16 protein-coding genes, 1 riboswitch and 1 other annotated feature (1 of these 18 running past the window's edge) are annotated in these 16,666 nt (G+C 43.5%); of the genes, 11 read left to right on the forward strand and 5 right to left on the reverse strand.

All coding sequences use genetic code 11. The annotated features are described in order from the left end of the window. The first annotated feature begins 7 nt into the window (after nucleotides 1-7). Together nmlR and N8M16_RS04220 are read left to right on the forward strand one after the other, a co-directional pair. Nucleotides 8-361 carry a stress response transcriptional regulator NmlR gene (gene nmlR, locus N8M16_RS04215; protein WP_001022624.1) on the forward strand — a complete coding sequence of 118 codons (354 nt, stop codon included), beginning with the start codon at nucleotides 8-10 and terminating at the stop codon, nucleotides 359-361. Then, complete coding sequence (locus N8M16_RS04220; RefSeq protein ID WP_004259103.1) at nucleotides 362-1,399, forward strand: zinc-binding dehydrogenase; 1,038 nt, start codon at nucleotides 362-364, stop codon at nucleotides 1,397-1,399. 67 nt (nucleotides 1,400-1,466) lie between these two features. Here the strand turns inward: N8M16_RS04220 and galR are convergent, their stop codons facing one another. Continuing rightward, entirely contained in the window at nucleotides 1,467-2,468 is a 1,002-nt protein-coding gene (gene galR, locus N8M16_RS04225) for a DNA-binding transcriptional regulator GalR (protein WP_261052675.1), read from the reverse strand. Nucleotides 2,469-2,631: 163 nt separating this feature from the next. Between galR and N8M16_RS04230 the strand changes: the two genes are divergently transcribed. The 3 genes from N8M16_RS04230 to N8M16_RS04240 all read left to right on the forward strand — a co-directional run bounded on the left by N8M16_RS04230 (nucleotide 2,632) and on the right by N8M16_RS04240 (nucleotide 5,784). Further along, the gene (locus N8M16_RS04230; RefSeq protein ID WP_237447340.1) at nucleotides 2,632-3,810 is read left to right on the forward strand and encodes a galactokinase; all 1,179 of its coding nucleotides are present in this window, start codon (nucleotides 2,632-2,634) and stop codon (nucleotides 3,808-3,810) included. A gap of 18 nt (nucleotides 3,811-3,828) precedes the next feature. Beyond that, nucleotides 3,829-5,310 (forward strand): UDP-glucose--hexose-1-phosphate uridylyltransferase, encoded by a 1,482-nt coding sequence (locus N8M16_RS04235; protein WP_261069669.1) that lies wholly within the window; start codon nucleotides 3,829-3,831, stop codon nucleotides 5,308-5,310. Between the two features lie 69 nt (nucleotides 5,311-5,379). After that, nucleotides 5,380-5,784, forward strand: coding sequence for a PaaI family thioesterase (locus tag N8M16_RS04240; RefSeq protein ID WP_000651223.1), 405 nt, complete (start codon nucleotides 5,380-5,382; stop codon nucleotides 5,782-5,784). A 29-nt stretch (nucleotides 5,785-5,813) separates the two neighbouring features. Here the strand turns inward: N8M16_RS04240 and N8M16_RS04245 are convergent, their stop codons facing one another. The 4 genes from N8M16_RS04245 to N8M16_RS04260 all read right to left on the reverse strand — a co-directional run bounded on the left by N8M16_RS04245 (nucleotide 5,814) and on the right by N8M16_RS04260 (nucleotide 9,538). After that, nucleotides 5,814-7,076: a nucleobase:cation symporter-2 family protein gene (locus tag N8M16_RS04245; protein WP_261046207.1), complete on the reverse strand. Its 1,263-nt coding sequence runs from the start codon at nucleotides 7,074-7,076 to the stop codon at nucleotides 5,814-5,816. Then, nucleotides 7,076-7,657 (reverse strand): xanthine phosphoribosyltransferase, encoded by a 582-nt coding sequence (locus N8M16_RS04250; protein WP_261046208.1) that lies wholly within the window; start codon nucleotides 7,655-7,657, stop codon nucleotides 7,076-7,078. The genes N8M16_RS04245 and N8M16_RS04250 overlap by 1 nt, the downstream gene beginning before the upstream one ends. A 326-nt stretch (nucleotides 7,658-7,983) precedes the next feature. Further along, nucleotides 7,984-8,079, reverse strand: a riboswitch (purine riboswitch). Nucleotides 8,080-8,312: 233 nt separating this feature from the next. Next, entirely contained in the window at nucleotides 8,313-8,699 is a 387-nt protein-coding gene (locus N8M16_RS04255; protein ID WP_000386214.1) for a bleomycin resistance protein, read from the reverse strand. A gap of 11 nt (nucleotides 8,700-8,710) precedes the next feature. Continuing rightward, nucleotides 8,711-9,538, reverse strand: coding sequence for an exodeoxyribonuclease III (locus N8M16_RS04260; RefSeq protein ID WP_261069670.1), 828 nt, complete (start codon nucleotides 9,536-9,538; stop codon nucleotides 8,711-8,713). 133 nt (nucleotides 9,539-9,671) lie between these two features. On the opposite strand from N8M16_RS04260, the gene N8M16_RS04265 reads away from it, so the two are divergent. The 6 genes from N8M16_RS04265 (at nucleotide 9,672) to N8M16_RS04290 (ending at nucleotide 16,474) form a co-directional block, all read left to right on the forward strand. Further along, nucleotides 9,672-10,127, forward strand: coding sequence for a DUF3290 family protein (locus tag N8M16_RS04265; RefSeq protein ID WP_020900359.1), 456 nt, complete (start codon nucleotides 9,672-9,674; stop codon nucleotides 10,125-10,127). Then, complete coding sequence (locus N8M16_RS04270; RefSeq protein ID WP_000174452.1) at nucleotides 10,124-10,759, forward strand: DUF421 domain-containing protein; 636 nt, start codon at nucleotides 10,124-10,126, stop codon at nucleotides 10,757-10,759. The genes N8M16_RS04265 and N8M16_RS04270 overlap by 4 nt, the downstream gene beginning before the upstream one ends. 54 nt (nucleotides 10,760-10,813) lie before the next feature. Next, complete coding sequence (locus tag N8M16_RS04275; protein ID WP_261069671.1) at nucleotides 10,814-12,559, forward strand: ABC transporter ATP-binding protein; 1,746 nt, start codon at nucleotides 10,814-10,816, stop codon at nucleotides 12,557-12,559. Beyond that, nucleotides 12,549-14,291 carry an ABC transporter ATP-binding protein gene (locus tag N8M16_RS04280; RefSeq protein ID WP_261069672.1) on the forward strand — a complete coding sequence of 581 codons (1,743 nt, stop codon included), beginning with the start codon at nucleotides 12,549-12,551 and terminating at the stop codon, nucleotides 14,289-14,291. Before N8M16_RS04275 ends, N8M16_RS04280 begins: the two co-directional genes overlap by 11 nt. Nucleotides 14,292-14,509: 218 nt before the next feature. After that, the gene (locus N8M16_RS04285; protein WP_000922210.1) at nucleotides 14,510-15,202 is read left to right on the forward strand and encodes a sugar transferase; all 693 of its coding nucleotides are present in this window, start codon (nucleotides 14,510-14,512) and stop codon (nucleotides 15,200-15,202) included. 42 nt (nucleotides 15,203-15,244) lie between these two features. After that, on the forward strand, nucleotides 15,245-16,474 hold the full coding sequence (locus N8M16_RS04290; RefSeq protein ID WP_261069673.1) for a DegT/DnrJ/EryC1/StrS family aminotransferase: 1,230 nt from the start codon (nucleotides 15,245-15,247) through the stop codon (nucleotides 16,472-16,474). Between the two features lie 34 nt (nucleotides 16,475-16,508). Beyond that, nucleotides 16,509-16,666: a binding site (T-box leader), on the forward strand (it continues 72 nt past the right edge of the window).

Consider the following 16,666-nt stretch of genomic DNA (forward strand, 5'->3'; position numbering starts at 1 on the left):
TTAGTGTATGAATATTAAATCTGCTAGTGACTTGTTGGGAATTTCAGCGGATACGATTCGGTACTATGAACGGGTTGGTCTTGTGCCACCGATTACTCGAACTGCAACTGGAATTCGTGATTTTCAAGATCATGATATTGAAGCTCTGGAATTTATTAAGTGTTTTCGTTCGGCAGGTGTCTCTGTAGATAGTTTAGTTGACTATATGTCTCTCTACCAAAAGGGGGATGAAACGCGAGAGAAAAGGCTTGGTATTTTAGAAGAGGAAAAGAAAAAATTAGAGGAGCGCTTGTCTCAGTTACAGGTGGCTTTAAATCGCTTAAATCTCAAAATTAAACTTTACAAGGAAGGAAAAATTTAAATGAAATCAGCAGTATATACAAAGGCAGGTCAGGTTGGTCTTGCTACAATTGAACGTCCGCAAATTATAGACGCAGATGATGCGATTATTCGTGTAGTTCGTGCGTGCGTTTGCGGATCGGATCTATGGAGGTACCGTAATCCAGAAACGAAAGCTGGACACAAAAATAGTGGACACGAAGCGATTGGGATTGTCGAAGAAACTGGGGAATCCATTACGACGGTGAAACCAGGTGACTTTGTCATTGTCCCTTTTACCCATGGATGTGGTGAATGTGATGCCTGTCTTGCTGGCTTTGACGGTTCTTGCGATAATCATATTGGTAATAACTTGGGAGGCGATTTTCAGGCGGAATATATTCGTTTTCACTATGCAAACTGGGCGCTGGTTAAAATCCCTGGACAACCTTCTGACTACACAGAAGGTATGCTAAAGTCCCTCTTGACTCTTGCAGATGTTATGCCGACAGGCTATCATGCGGCGCGTGTTGCTAATGTTCAAAAAGGGGATAAGGTTGTGGTCATTGGTGATGGTGCTGTAGGTCAATGTGCTGTCATCGCGGCGAAGATGCGTGGTGCGTCGCAAATTATCCTCATGAGTCGTCATGAAGATCGTCAAAAGATGGCTCTGGAGTCGGGTGCGACAGCTTTTGTAGCTGAGCGAGGTCAAGAAGGTATTGCCAAGGTGCGTGAAATTCTCAGTGGCGGAGCGGACGCAGCACTTGAATGTGTTGGTACGGAGGCTGCTGTAGAACAGGCGCTAGGTGTCCTTCATAATGGAGGGCGTATGGGATTTGTAGGAGTCCCACACTATAATAATCGTGCTCTTGGTTCGACATTTATGCAAAATATCTCTGTAGCAGGTGGGGCAGCTTCTGCGACAACATATGATAAGCAATTTTTACTAAAAGCCGTCCTTGATGGTGATATCAATCCAGGCCGTGTCTTTACTTCAAGCTATAAATTAGAAGATATTGATCAAGCTTATAAAGATATGGATGAACGTAAGACCATTAAGTCTATGATTGTGATGGCCTAAAAAAGAAAATCCTAATGGAGATTTGAGACTCTCTATTAGGATTTTTTGTCATTTTTAATTTGTGGAGTTATGGCAGAGTACTCTCTCTCAATGTCAGTCTGGTTCCCAGCATGGTTAGGCTAGGGATTTTCCGACCGTGGAGTACTTCCTTATTAAGAATATCCATACCTGCTCGGCCCATTTCTTCGGTATAGACGGTGATGCTAGAGAGGGGAGGATAGACTTGCTTGGTCAGGCTAGTATCGTTAAAGGAAATAAGACTGACGCGGTCTGGCAGGTTGATTCCAGCTTCTTGGAGCGCACGGAGGGAACCGATAGCTAAACTATCGCTGGCTGCGAAAAAGGCTGGCGGGAGTTGATCTCCCAAGTTCTGAATGGCTTCCTTCATCAAGTCATAGCCAGACTGGGCGGTAAAGCTTCCTTGAAAGACCAGTTCATCATGATAAATTCCCTTCGCTTGACTGTAGTTTCTGAAATTTTCCAGCCGCTTATCCTCAATGATTTCTTCTTGGTCGGTTGTTTCCTCAAGCCCTGTTAGAATCCCAATACGGTCCATCCCTTGACTGAGGAAATAATCGACAACCTGTTTCATGGCAGTGTAAAAGTCCGTGATAATGCAGGTGTGTCCCAGTGAGAGGGTATCACTGTCTAGAAAGACAAGAGGCTTTTGGTATTCTTCAAAGGCAGAGATCTGAGCTCGACTAAACTTTCCGATGCAGAGAATCCCGATGACTTCCTCGCTCAGTGTAAAAGGATGGTCATTAAAATAGCGTAAAATATCATAGTCCAGTTCTTGGGCTCTTTTTTCTATGCCTAGGCGAATCTGGTAGTAGTAGAGATCGTCTAGCTCCCCTTGTTCGCTGACCCATTGGATAATGGCAATCTTTTGCTTGGGCTTGTGGGACTCGCCTGTCTTGAGGTGCTTGGTGTAGCCCAGCTCTTCAGCAACAGTTAAAATACGGTGTCTGGTTTCTTCTGTAACAGATAGACTCTGGTCGCGATTGAGGACACGGGATACGGTCGCGATAGAGACAGAGGCTAGCTGTGCAATGTCTTTTAAGGTAGCCATAAATCCTCCTTGATTAGATTAGTATATCATATTTTTCTGCTTTTTACCGATAGTTTAGTAAAATTTTAGTAAAAAGGATTGACCTTGGAAAATCCCTTGGATACAATAGAAGAAAACGATTACACGTTAAGGTGACTTAACGGACAGTAAAAGGAGAAATCATATGACACAACATCTTACTGCTGAAACTCTTCGCAAAGACTTTCTTGCTGTTTTTGGTCAAGAAGCAGACCAAACTTTCTTTTCACCAGGTCGTATCAATTTGATTGGTGAACACACAGACTACAACGGTGGGCACGTTTTTCCTGCTGCTATTTCCTTGGGAACTTACGGTGCAGCTCGTAAGCGTGACGACCAAGTTTTACGTTTCTACTCAGCTAACTTTGAGGACAAGGGTATTATCGAAGTGCCTCTCGCCGACCTCAAGTTTGAAAAAGAGCACAACTGGACCAACTATCCAAAAGGTGTCCTTCATTTCTTGCAAGAAGCTGGACACGTGATTGACAAAGGTTTTGATTTTTATGTTTATGGGAATATCCCAAATGGTGCTGGCTTGTCTTCTTCAGCATCCCTTGAACTCTTGACAGGAGTCGTGGCAGAGCATCTCTTTGATTTAAAATTAGAGCGTCTCGATTTGGTTAAAATTGGAAAACAAACAGAAAATAACTTTATCGGAGTCAACTCTGGTATCATGGACCAATTTGCTATTGGTATGGGGGCTGATCAACGTGCTATTTACCTTGATACCAACAACTTAGAGTATGATTTGGTACCACTTGATTTGAAGGACAATGTCGTTGTTATCATGAACACTAACAAACGCCGTGAATTGGCGGATTCTAAATACAATGAACGTCGTGCTGAGTGTGAAAAAGCAGTGGAAGAATTGCAAGTTGCTTTAGATATTCAGACCTTGGGTGAATTGGATGAGTGGGCCTTTGACCAATACAGCTATCTGATTAAAGATGAAAATCGTTTGAAACGTGCTCGCCATGCTGTGCTTGAAAACCAACGTACCCTCAAAGCTCAAGTAGCCCTTCAAGCAGGAGATTTGGAAACATTTGGTCGTTTGATGAATGCGTCACACGTTTCTCTGGAGCATGACTATGAAGTAACTGGTTTGGAATTGGATACTCTTGTTCACACAGCTTGGACACAAGAAGGTGTTCTCGGTGCTCGTATGACAGGGGCAGGTTTTGGTGGATGTGCCATTGCCTTGGTTCAAAAAGATACTGTTGAGGCTTTTAAGGAAGCTGTAGGCAAACACTACGAGGAAGTAGTTGGCTACGCTCCAAGCTTCTATATCGCTGAAGTTGCAGGTGGCACTCGCGTCCTTGACTAGTTAAAAGGAGGCTCTATAGTGACCTTAGTAGATAAATTTGTAACACATGTCATTGCTGAAAGTTCATTTCAGGAAATGGATCGAATCTACCTGACCAATCGTGTCTTGGCACGAGTGGGAGATGGTGTTTTGGAAGTTGAGACCAATCTGGATAAATTGATTGATCTCAAGGACCAGCTGGTTGAGGAAGCCGTTCGACTAGAGACGATTGAGGATAGTCAGACTGCGCGTGAAATCCTTGGTGCTGAATTGATGGACTTGGTGACCCCTTGTCCGAGTCAGGTTAATCGTGACTTTTGGGCAACCTACGCCCAGTCTCCTGAGCAAGCGATAGCGGATTTCTACCAACTCAGTCAGAAGAATGACTACATCAAACTCAAGGCCATTGCTAAAAATATCGCTTATCGTGTTCCGTCTGATTACGGTGAACTTGAAATTACCATCAACCTCTCTAAGCCTGAAAAGGATCCCAAAGAGATTGCGGCAGCCAAGTTGGTGCAAGCTAGTAATTATCCTCAGTGTCAGCTCTGTATTGAAAATGAAGGCTACCATGGTCGAGTCAACCACCCAGCCCGTAGCAACCACCGTATTATCCGTTTTGAAATGGCTGGTCAGGAGTGGGGCTTCCAGTATTCGCCCTATGCTTACTTTAATGAGCATTGTATTTTCTTAGATGGCCAGCATCGTCCCATGGCCATTAGTCGTCAGAGTTTTGAACGTCTGCTGGCTATCGTAGAGCAGTTTCCAGGATATTTTGCTGGCTCTAATGCCGACTTGCCGATTGTGGGGGGGTCTATTCTCACCCATGACCACTATCAGGGAGGCCGTCACGTGTTTCCTATGGAATTGGCTCCCTTGCAAAAGACCTTCCGATTTGCTGGTTTTGAGCAGGTCAAGGCTGGAATTGTCAAGTGGCCTATGTCAGTGCTACGTTTGACTTCGGCTTCCAAAGAAGATTTAATCAACTTAGCTGACAAGATTTTGCAGGAATGGCGCCAGTATTCAGATACTAGTGTGCAGATTTTGGCAGAGACTGATGGGACACCGCATCACACCATCACACCTATAGCGCGCAAACGTGATGGCCAGTTTGAGTTGGACTTGGTCTTGCGGGACAATCAGACTTCTGCAGAACATCCTGATGGCATTTATCATCCTCACAAGGATGTCCAACATATCAAGAAGGAAAATATCGGCTTGATTGAGGTCATGGGCTTGGCAATCTTGCCACCACGTCTGAAAGCAGAAGTAGAGCAAGTCGCCAGCTATCTCGTGGGAAATGGGGATACAGTTGCCGACTATCATCAGAAATGGGCAGAGCAGCTTAAAGTCCAACATCCAGACCTAGCGGATAAAGAAAAAGCCCTTGAAATCGTCAAGGACTCTGTGGGTATTATCTTTGCGCGTGTTCTGGAGGATGCTGGAGTTTACAAGCAGACGGAACAAGGACAGACAGCCTTTATGCGCTTTGTGGAACAGGTCGGAATTTTGCCAGACTAGGAGCTTTCTCCTTGCACAGTCCTATAAAAAGTAGTATCATAGTGTCGTTTGAAATATCAGGAGGAAACGATGAAAGACTTTCATTTTGACGCTATATCTGCCTTTGAAAATTACGAAATAGAACAAATGAGAGATGGTCACGTTGTGGTGACGACCAAAGTAGTGGACTCGTCGCTCAACTACTATGGCAATGCCCATGGTGGCTATCTCTTCACCCTTTGTGACCAAATCAGTGGTTTGGTGGTTATCTCGCTGGGGCTTGATGGGGTGACACTTCAATCCTCTATCAACTACCTCAAGGCAGGAAAACTTGACGACGTGTTGACCATTAAAGGAGAATGCGTCCATCAAGGTCGCACAACCTGTGTAGTGGATGTCGATATCACCAATCAAGAAGGCAGAAATGTCTGCAAGGCAACATTTACCATGTTTGTCACAGGCCAACGGTCAGAAGACAGACAGGTAAGGATATAACATAAAAAAGAGGCTCACACCTCTTTTTCTTATTTCTTTTTATGATTTAATACGGCATTGAGGACAATGGCGAGGAGGCTGGCTACGACGATTCCGTTTGAGAAGAACATTTGGAAGGCTGTCGGCATGCTGATGAAGAGATTACTGTTATTGAGACCGACACCTGCAGCGATTGAAACAGCTGCGATAAGGAAGTTGTGTTCATTGTTAGCAAAGTCAACACGAGCGAGGATTTGCATCCCTTGAATCGATACAAAACCAAACATCACTAGCATGGCACCACCGAGAACAGGGCTCGGAATGATTTGGGCAAGGGCGCCAAACTTAGGAAGGAGTCCAAGGAGAATGAGGAACCCAGCTGCGTAGTAGATTGGCAGGCGTTTCTTGATACCTGATAATTTAACCAGACCAACGTTTTGTGAAAATCCTGTGTAAGGGAAGGTGTTAAAGATTCCTCCGAGAAGAACGGCCAAACCTTCTGCACGGTAACCGTTGCGAAGGCGCGTGCTGTCGATTGGATCTTTTGTGATATCAGACAAGGCTAGGTAAACACCTGTTGACTCAACCATAGATACCGTTGCAATGATACACATCATGACAATCGATGAGATTTCAAAGGTTGGCATCCCAAAGTAGAGAGGAGTTGGGACATGGACAAGAGGTGCTGCAGCAACAGGAGAGAAGTCTACCAAGCCCATGCTAGCAGCGATGGCAGTTCCGACAACCAGGCCAATCAAAATAGAGATAGACTTGATAAATCCTTTGGTAAAGATGTTAATCAAGAGGATAATCAGAACAGTGATAGCTGCAAGTAAGAGACTTTGACCAGTTGGCTCTGGAACGTTATTTCCCATATTTCCAATAGCGACAGGAATCAAGGTTAAACCAATCGTGGTAATAACAGAGCCTGTTACGATAGATGGGAAGAGATTGGCTACTTTTGAGAAGATGCCTGAAACAAGAACTACGTAAATCCCTGATGCAATAAGGGCACCAAACATAGCACCACTACCATGGCTTTGCCCAATCATAATCAAAGGAGCGACCGACTGGAAGGCAACTCCGAGAACGACTGGTAGTCCAATTCCAAAGTATTTGTTGAGTTGGAGTTGGAGGAAGGTTGCCACCCCACACATGAAGATATCTGTAGAGATCAGGTAGGTCAACTGCTCAGCTGAATAGCCAAGAGCTGTCGCAATCATGATAGGAACCAGGATGGATCCTGAGTACATGGCTAGTAAGTGCTGCAAGCCAAGAACGGCTGCTTGCGAGTGTTTTTCTTGAGTTTGCATTAGAGATCTGCCTCCTTAAATACGACCTGACCATTTTCAAAACGATCCAAACGAGCGAGTGATAGAACAGGGTAACCTGCTTTTTCAAGCAAATCACGGCCATCTTGGAAAGATTTTTCAATCACGATCCCGATAGCTTCAACTGTGGCTCCAGCCTGTTCGATGATTTGAATCAAGCCTTTAGCAGCTTGGCCGTTAGCAAGGAAATCGTCGATAATCAAGACCTTGTCCTCTGGTGAGAGGAATTTTCCAGCGATAGAAACGGTGCTGGTCACTTGCTTGGTAAAGGAGTAAACTTCGGCAGTTAAGATGCCTTCGTTCATAGTGATGTTTTTAGCTTTTTTAGCGAAAATCATGGGAATGTTTAAGGCTTCAGCTGTAAAAATGGCTGGGGCAATACCTGACGCTTCAATGGTCACGACTTTGGTAATACCAGCAGCAGTAAATTTTTCCGCAAAAACCTTACCAATCTCTCGCATCAAGCTAAAGTCAACTTGGTGAGTTAAAAAGGAATCCACCTTGAGGATGTTGTCACCCAAGATGTGCCCATCCTTGAGGATGCACTCTTCTAATAATTTCATAAGACCTCCTAAAGTCTAAAAGCCAATTTACTTGTTGTTTAAATGTTTCTATAGTAATCCCTTTTACTAGTACTATATATTTGATAAAACTATTACGAGCGAAGCGAGTCTTATCAAATATTTCCCGTTGTAGTGGTATCATAGACAATAATCTTGTTATTGTCTATGACGGGATTTTTGAGACTTTTGGCTCAAAAATTAGGGATGAAATTCCGAAGGAAGTTGCTCCCGTCCGCACTAATTAATGGAAATATTAAAAATATTCAAAAAGGACTTACTTAATCTCTAAGTAAGTCCCCAAAATAGGCATGGCAAAAACGACCATACCTCACTTCTGACTTACTTATTGTTAGGTGTTCCGGCACCTTGTAGAAACGTCGTGCCAATTCACGACATAAACAAGTAAAATGATATTCAATTTTAAATAGGCTTGAGCCAATGTTTTTATTTTACACTAAATAACTTTAAAAATCAAATATTTTGTTAGTGTTTTGGTTTAAAAAACGAACAAATATCATAAAAAGGGGCAAAAATTAACTTATTAGCTAACATTTAGAAGGTTTTTCCATCATAAAAGGGCATATTATTAGGTTTTTAAACACCTGACAATATGCCTTTTTCTAACTTTAAAGACTTTTTCCCAATCTTTATTATTCTACTCGCTAAATCTTAAAAAATAACCATCTGGATCCAAAATCGCAAATTCATGGGGATATATAAAGCTATCTCCTACTCGAAATTCTCTTTTTGTGAGGGGACGATGGATAGGATAGTCAGCTTCCAGCAGTTTTTGGTGGAGCTGAGGAACATCTGCAATGCCAAAGGAAATATTGACACCGCGCCCGAAAGGATAGGTCAGCTGAGCTAATTCTTCTGCGCTTCCTTCTTCTAGCATAAGTTGGCAGTCTTCAATCGAGAGGAAGAGAAATTTCTCCTCTGGACGCTCGTATTCGACAGAGAATCCTAGCAGGTCGCAGTAGAAGTGGCGTGATTTTTCGATGTCAGATACTACAAATTCAGGAATGACAGCTTGATAGTCCATTCGTTTTCTCCTTAGAGTTTAATCTCCAAGACAATGGGTGTGTGGTCTTGGCGAGCACCTGAGTCAATCATATCAGATTTAGTGACCTTGTCTGCGAGACGGTTACTTGTGAGCCAGTAGTCGATTCTCCAGCCAGTATTGTTGATTTTAGAAGTCTTGCTGCGCTGTGCCCACCAAGTGTAGCGTTCTGGAACATCGCCGTGAATGTGGCGGAAGGTATCCGTAAATCCAGTTGCCAAAAGGTTGGTAAATCCAGCACGTTCCTCGTCGGTAAATCCAGGTGAACGGCGGTTGCTAGCAGGATTTGCAAGGTCGATTTCATTGTGGGCTACGTTGTAGTCACCGGTTGCAAGGACTGGTTTTTGTTTGTCCAACTCCGCTAAATACTCAGCATATTTGACATCCCAGACTTGACGTTCTTCCAAGCGTTTGAGTCCATCTCCAGCATTTGGTGTGTAAACTTGGGTAACGAAAAATTTATCAAATTCTAGAGTGATGATACGACCTTCCAAGTCCATGGTAGAAGGGGCACCGATTTTTGGGAAGCTGATAGTTGGCGTAAGTTCTTTCTTATAGAGGAACATGGTTCCAGCATAGCCTTTACGGGCAGGTTCTTGGGAAGAGCGCCACGTGTTTTCGTAACCTGGGAAGAGTTCCTCTAAAATTTCCAAGTGTTTCTTTGTAGGACCCTTGGCAGAAAGCTTGGTTTCTTGGATAGCAATGATATCAGCATTTTCAGCGACCAAAGTTTGTAGTACTTCTTGGGACAATTTGGCACGAGTTGAGTCACTAGTTAGGGCAGCATTGAGGGAATCAATATTCCATGAGATGAGTTTCATAAAGTTACCTTTTTCATTCAGATTATAGATTTTATTATACCAAAAAAAGGTCCATTTCCCCAACGTATGGCTTGAAAAATCACTCTCTTTCGTTTATAATTAAGAATGATTTTATGAAAGGGAGTGAAAATAAATGAAATTTTACTCATATGACTATGTACTTAGCCAAATCAGTCAGCAAAATGGCATCATGATTGGCTTTGGGATTGTGCTCCTAGCTATCACAGGATTTTTTGCTTTTAAAGCCTATCGAGATAAAAAGGGGACTAAGTTTCGGGAATTGGTCATGATTTTGGCCTTGACCTTGGTAGCCATGCTTTTGGTGACAATCTCAAAATACCAGACCAATCAAGCCTCTAACAACCAATTTCAAACTTCCCTTCATTTCATAGAGGTTGTTTCCAAAGACTTGGGAGTGGATAAATCAGAAGTCTATGTCAATACTTCTGCAGCCACTGATGGAGCGCTTGTCAAGGTAGGTTCAAATGTCTATCGTGCCATGAACGGGAGCCAACCAGACAAGTATCTTTTAGAGAAATTAGAATTGCATCAAACAGATGCTATTGAATTGGTGGAGGTAAACAAATGACACTCAATTATATGGAAATTTTAATCAAACTGGCCTTGGGGCTCTTCTCGCTTGTTTTTGTTATCAATGTGACAGGAAAGGGGAACCTAGCACCTAACTCTGCGACAGACCAAATTCAGAACTATGTTCTCGGTGGTATCATCGGTGGGGTGATTTACAATAGTTCTATCAGTATTCTCCAGTATGCAGTGATTTTGATGATGTGGACGATTTTGGTCTTGACCCTAAAGTGGCTCAATAACAATGTTCGTTTTGTCAAACGCTTGATTGATGGAAAACCAACTCTCCTTATCAAAAATGGGCAGATTGACCCAGAAGCCTGTCGTTCAGTTGGTTTGTCTGCAGCAGAAGTTGCTCTCAAACTTCGTAGCCAAGGGATTTTCCAGATGAAACAGGTCAAACGAGCTGTGCATGAGCAAAATGGCCAACTCATCGTGGTCCAAATGGGAGATGAAAATCCTAAGTATCCAGTTGTGACTGACGGTGTGATCCAAGTCGATGTTTTGGAATATATTGACCGTAGCGAAGAGTGGTTGCTTGATAATCTCAGCAAACAAGGGCATGACAATGTGGCCAATATCTTTATCGCTGAGTATGACAAGGGTGCCGTCTCAGTCGTAACTTATGAATAAGAAAAACCTGGGGTCTTGGCCTCAGGTTTCTATTTGCAATCAGAAAGGGATGTTATGTCCATTATTCAAAAACTTTGGTGGTTTTTCAAGTTAGAAAAACGCCGTTATTTAGTCGGGATTGTGGCTCTGGTCTTGGTTTCCGTCCTCAACCTCATTCCCCCAATGGTTATGGGGAGGGTCATTGATGCCATCACATTGGGGCAATTAACCCAGCAGGACCTCCTTCTTGCCCTATTTTACTTGCTTCTTGCAGCCTTTGGGATGTACTATCTGCGCTATGTTTGGCGTATGTATATCCTTGGGACTTCCTACCGTTTGGGACAGATTATGCGATCTCGCTTATTTGAACATTTCACAAAAATGTCTCCAGCTTTTTATCAAACCTATCGGACGGGGGACCTGATGGCACATGCAACCAACGATATCAATGCCTTGACTCGTTTAGCAGGTGGAGGAGTCATGTCTGCGGTGGATGCCTCTATCACAGCGCTGGTGACCTTGCTGACCATGCTCTTTAGCATTTCGTGGCAAATGACTCTAGTTGCCATTTTACCCTTACCTTTCATGGCTTATGCGACCAGTCGTCTAGGGAGAAAGACCCACAAGGCTTTTGGCGAATCACAGGCTGCCTTTTCTGAACTCAATAACAAGGTGCAGGAGTCTGTATCAGGTATTAAAGTGACCAAGTCTTTCGGGTATCAGGCGGACGAGTTGAAGTCCTTTCAGGCAGTCAATGAATTGACCTTCCAAAAGAACCTCCAAACCATGAAATACGATAGTCTCTTTGACCCTATGGTTCTCTTATTTGTTGGTTCCTCCTATGTTTTAACGCTCTTGGTCGGCTCCTTGATGGTTCAGAAAGAGCAAATCACGGTTGGGAATCTGGTCACCTTTATAAGCTACTTGGATATGCTGGTCTGGCCTCTCATGGCCATTGGCTTCCTCTTTAATATTACCCAGCGAGGGAAGGTTTCCTATCAGCGGATTGAGGAACTTTTGTCTCAGGAATCACCTGTACAAGACCCTGAGTTTCCTTTAGATGGCATTGAAAACGGGCGCTTGCAGTATGCCATTGATAGCTTTGCCTTTGAAAATGAGGAAACACTGACAAATGTTCACTTTAGTTTGGAAAAAGGGCAAACTCTGGGCTTGGTTGGTCAGACAGGCTCTGGAAAAACGTCCTTAATCAAGCTCCTTTTGCGTGAATATGATGTGGATAAGGGTGCTATTTACCTAAACGGTCATAATATTCGTGACTATCGTCTGACAGATCTTCGTAGTCTCATGGGCTACGTCCCTCAGGACCAGTTCCTCTTTGCGACTTCAATCTTAGACAATATCCGCTTTGGCAATCCTAAACTGCCTCTTTCAGCGGTCGAGGAAGCGACTAAGCTAGCTCAAGTTTACCAAGATATTGTAGACATGCCTCAGGGATTTGATACGTTGATTGGTGAAAAGGGAGTCAGTCTTTCTGGTGGGCAAAAGCAGCGTCTGGCCATGAGTCGGGCTATGATTTTAGACCCTGATATCTTGATTTTAGATGATTCCTTGTCGGCTGTGGATGCCAAGACAGAGTACGCTATCATCGACAATCTCAAGGAGACGCGTAAGGACAAGGCAACCATTATCACAGCTCATCGCCTCAGTGCAGTTGTCCATGCAGATTTGATTTTAGTTCTGCAAAATGGTCAAATTATTGAACAGGGCACACACGAAGACTTGCTAGCTTTGGATGGCTGGTATGCTCAAACCTACCAGTCTCAGCAGTTAGAAATGAAAGGAGAAGAAGATGCAGAATAAACAAGAACAATGGGCTGTATTGAAGCGCTTGATGTCTTATCTCAAGCCTTATGGACTCCTGACCTTTTTGGCTCTCAGTTTTCTCCTAGCGACGACGGTCATCAAAAGTGTCATTCCCCTTGTGGCTTCCCACTTTATCGATCAGTATCTCAGCAATCTCAATCAACTCGCTGTGACCGTTTTGCTGGTCTACTATGGCCTTTATATCCTTCAAACTCTAGTTCAGTATGTCGGTAATCTTCTCTTTGCGCGGGTATCCTACAGCATCGTTAGGGATATTCGTCGCGATGCCTTTTCCAATATGGAGAAGCTGGGCATGTCTTACTTTGACAAGACGCCAGCAGGCTCTATCGTCTCTCGTTTGACAAATGATACCGAGACCATCAGTGATATGTTTTCAGGGATTTTATCTAGCTTTATCTCAGCAGTTTTCATCTTTCTGACAACTCTTTATACCATGTTGGTGTTGGATTTTCGTTTGACTGCATTAGTCTTGCTCTTTCTCCCCTTGATCTTCCTTTTGGTCAATCTCTATCGGAAAAAATCAGTGAAAATCATTGAGAAAACCAGAAGTCTCTTGTCAGATATCAATAGTAAGCTGGCAGAAAATATCGAAGGAATCAGGATTATCCAGGCCTTTAATCAAGAGAAGCGCCTGCAGGCGGAATTTGATGAGATCAATCGAGAACACTTAGTCTATGCCAACCGTTCTGTAGCCTTGGATGCCCTCTTTTTGCGTCCTGCCATGAGTTTGCTGAAACTTCTAGGTTATGCTGTCTTGATGGCCTACTTTGGCTATCGTGGTCTTTCTATCGGGATAACGGCCGGAACCATGTATGCCTTTATCCAATACATCAATCGTCTTTTTGACCCCTTAATCGAGGTGACGCAAAACTTTTCAACCCTTCAAACTTCCATGGTGTCTGCAGGCCGTGTTTTTGCCTTGATTGACGAGAAGACCTATGAGCCTCATCAAAAAGATGGGCAGTCTAAAGTCCAAGAGGGCAATATCCGTTTTGAACATGTATGTTTCTCATATGACGGTAAACATCAGATTCTGGATGATATTTCTTTCTCTGTTAACAAGGGTGAAACCATTGCCTTTGTAGGTCATACAGGTTCGGGGAAATCTTCGATTATAAATGTCCTCATGAGCTTTTATGAATTCCAGTCAGGGCGAGTTCTCTTGGATGGGGTGGATATTAGAGACTATAGTCAGGAAGAGCTGAGAAAAAACATCGGTTTGGTCTTGCAGGATCCCTTCCTCTATCACGGGACCATTAAGTCCAATATCGCCATGTACCAAGACATTAGTGATGAGCAGGTCCAGGCTGCGGCAGCCTTCGTGGATGCAGATTCCTTTATTCAAGAACTTCCTCAGGGATATGATGCACCTGTGTCTGAGCGTGGTTCGAGCTTCTCTACTGGTCAGCGTCAGCTTCTTGCCTTTGCTAGAACAGTTGCCAGTCAGCCCAAAATCTTGATTTTGGATGAAGCGACAGCAAATATTGACTCTGAAACAGAAAGTCTGGTTCAAGCTTCACTGGCTAAGATGAGACAGGGACGAACAACCATTGCCATTGCTCACCGCCTTTCTACCATCCAAGACGCCAACTGTATCTATGTTTTGGACAAGGGGCGCATTATCGAGAGTGGAACCCATGAGGAACTCTTGGATCTGGGAGGAACCTATCACAAGATGTATAGCTTGCAGGCGGGTGCCATGGCCTAATACTCTTTGAAAATCTATTCAAGCCATGTCAGTTTTATCTGCAACCTCAAAGCTATATTTTGAGCAGCCTGCGTCTAGCTTTCTAGTTTACTCTTTGATTTTCATTGAGTGTAAGAAGGAAATCCTTCAAATTACAGATTTCTTTCACCGCCTTTTCCATTTTGTGGTATAATGAAAAATGTTGACAAATAGTATAATAAAAACAAAGGAGAAACAGCATGCTGAAATGGGAAGACTTGCCCGTGGAAATGAAATCAAGCGAGGTTGAGTCTTACTACCAGCTTGTCTCTAAAAGGAAGGGTTCGCTGATTTTCAAGCGTTGTTTGGACTGGGTTTTGGCCTTGGTTGTACTGGTTCTGACCTCTCCCATCTTTCTCATTTTGAGCATTTGGATCAAGTTGGATAGCAAGGGGCCAGTGATTTACAAGCAAGAGCGCGTGACCCAGTACAATCGACCTTTCAAGATTTGGAAGTTCCGTACCATGGTGACGGATGCGGATAAAAAAGGAAGTCTGGTGACTTCTGCTAACGATAGCCGCATCACCAAGGTCGGCAATTTCATCCGCCGTGTGCGTTTGGACGAACTGCCTCAGTTGGTCAATGTCCTTAAAGGTGAGATGTCCTTTGTCGGTACACGACCTGAAGTGCCACGCTACACAGAGCAGTATAGCCCTGAAATGATGGCGACTTTGCTTTTACCAGCAGGGATTACCTCTCCAGCCAGCATCAACTACAAGGATGAGGACACCATCATCAGTCAAATGACGGAGAAAGGTTTGTCAGTTGACCAGGCCTATGTCGAACACGTCCTTCCTGAAAAGATGCGCTATAACCTCGCCTATCTCCGAGAGTTTAGTTTCCTTGGAGACATCAAAATCATGTTTCAAACCGTGTTTGAAGTGCTAAAATAAAGTAGTCATAAGAAAATGAGTACAGATAAAAGGAGCAAATCAATGCCAAATTACAATATTCCATTTTCACCACCCGATATTACGGAAGCAGAAATTGCTGAAGTAGCGGATACCCTGCGTTCTGGTTGGATTACAACAGGTCCTAAGACCAAAGAACTGGAGCGTCGCTTGTCTCAATATACACAGACGCCCAAGACTGTCTGTCTTAACTCTGCAACTGCCGCTCTTGAGTTGATTTTGCGTGTTTTGGAAGTGGGTCCTGGAGATGAAGTCATCGTTCCAGCTATGACTTATACAGCTTCATGTAGTGTCATCACTCACGTAGGAGCGACCCCTGTCATGGTGGATATTCAAGCAGATACGTTTGAGATGGACTATGACTTGCTGGAGCAAGCTATCACTGAAAAGACAAAGGTGATCATCCCAGTAGAGCTTGCAGGGATTGTTTGCGACTACGACCGTTTGTTCCAAGTTGTGGAGAAAAAACGTGATCTCTTTAATGCTTCAAGCAAGTGGCAAAAGGCCTTTAACCGTATTGTGATTGTCTCTGATAGTGCCCACGCTTTGGGATCTACTTATAAAGGACAACCAGCTGGTTCTATCGCTGACTTTACTTCCTTCTCATTCCATGCCGTTAAGAATTTTACAACTGCTGAGGGAGGAAGTGCGACTTGGAAAGCCAATCCAGCGATTGATGACGAAGAGATGTACAAGGAATTCCAAATTCTTTCCCTTCACGGGCAAACTAAGGATGCTCTTGCCAAGATGCAACTGGGCTCATGGGAATACGATATTGTGACACCAGCCTACAAGTGCAATATGACAGATATCATGGCTTCCCTTGGTTTGGTACAATTGGACCGCTACTCTGGTTTGTTGCAACGTCGTAAGGACATTGTGGACCGCTATGATCGTGGTTTTGCAGGTTCTCGCATCCATCCATTGGCACATAAGACGGAAACTGTTGAGTCAAGTCGTCACCTCTACATCACCCATGTAGAAGGAGCGAGCCTAGAAGAACGCAATCTTATCATCCAAGAATTGGCCAAAGCAGGAATTGCAAGTAATGTCCACTACAAACCACTTCCTCTCTTGACAGCCTATAAGAATCTTGGCTTTGATATGGCAGATTATCCAAGAGCCTATGCCTTCTTTGAAAATGAAATTACGCTCCCTCTTCACACTAAATTAAGCGATGAAGAAGTAGACTATATCATTGAGACTTTCAAAACAGTTTCTGAAAAAGTACTAGCTTCATCAAAAAAATTGTAAAAAAGTCTTGACAAAGAAAAAACAAAGTATTAAAATAAGTTCAATAAATCAGAAAAGTAATTATTTTTGATCTTCAGGGAGCCTGTGGTGATTGTGAACAGGTGGTTGGAAGTAGTGAAAGTGGGCTGATTTTAAAATGAATTTGAAACAATGAAAGTTCGGTGCGCACACCTTACAGTGCAACTTGTTGTT

The sequence above is a fragment of the Streptococcus mitis genome, assembly GCF_946188375.1.
Taxonomy (GTDB): domain Bacteria; phylum Bacillota; class Bacilli; order Lactobacillales; family Streptococcaceae; genus Streptococcus; species Streptococcus mitis_CX.

Coding starts and splice junctions, on each gene's coding strand:
- nmlR (WP_001022624.1), top strand. CDS start 8: ATGAATATTAAATCTGCTAGTGACTTGTTGGGAATTTCAGCGGATACG.
- N8M16_RS04220 (WP_004259103.1), top strand. CDS start 362: ATGAAATCAGCAGTATATACAAAGGCAGGTCAGGTTGGTCTTGCTACA.
- galR (WP_261052675.1), bottom strand. CDS start 2,468: ATGGCTACCTTAAAAGACATTGCACAGCTAGCCTCTGTCTCTATCGCG.
- N8M16_RS04230 (WP_237447340.1), top strand. CDS start 2,632: ATGACACAACATCTTACTGCTGAAACTCTTCGCAAAGACTTTCTTGCT.
- N8M16_RS04240 (WP_000651223.1), top strand. CDS start 5,380: ATGAAAGACTTTCATTTTGACGCTATATCTGCCTTTGAAAATTACGAA.
- N8M16_RS04245 (WP_261046207.1), bottom strand. CDS start 7,076: ATGCAAACTCAAGAAAAACACTCGCAAGCAGCCGTTCTTGGCTTGCAG.
- N8M16_RS04250 (WP_261046208.1), bottom strand. CDS start 7,657: ATGAAATTATTAGAAGAGTGCATCCTCAAGGATGGGCACATCTTGGGT.
- N8M16_RS04255 (WP_000386214.1), bottom strand. CDS start 8,699: ATGGACTATCAAGCTGTCATTCCTGAATTTGTAGTATCTGACATCGAA.
- N8M16_RS04260 (WP_261069670.1), bottom strand. CDS start 9,538: ATGAAACTCATCTCATGGAATATTGATTCCCTCAATGCTGCCCTAACT.
- N8M16_RS04265 (WP_020900359.1), top strand. CDS start 9,672: ATGAAATTTTACTCATATGACTATGTACTTAGCCAAATCAGTCAGCAA.
- N8M16_RS04270 (WP_000174452.1), top strand. CDS start 10,124: ATGACACTCAATTATATGGAAATTTTAATCAAACTGGCCTTGGGGCTC.
- N8M16_RS04275 (WP_261069671.1), top strand. CDS start 10,814: ATGTCCATTATTCAAAAACTTTGGTGGTTTTTCAAGTTAGAAAAACGC.
- N8M16_RS04280 (WP_261069672.1), top strand. CDS start 12,549: ATGCAGAATAAACAAGAACAATGGGCTGTATTGAAGCGCTTGATGTCT.
- N8M16_RS04285 (WP_000922210.1), top strand. CDS start 14,510: ATGCTGAAATGGGAAGACTTGCCCGTGGAAATGAAATCAAGCGAGGTT.
- N8M16_RS04290 (WP_261069673.1), top strand. CDS start 15,245: ATGCCAAATTACAATATTCCATTTTCACCACCCGATATTACGGAAGCA.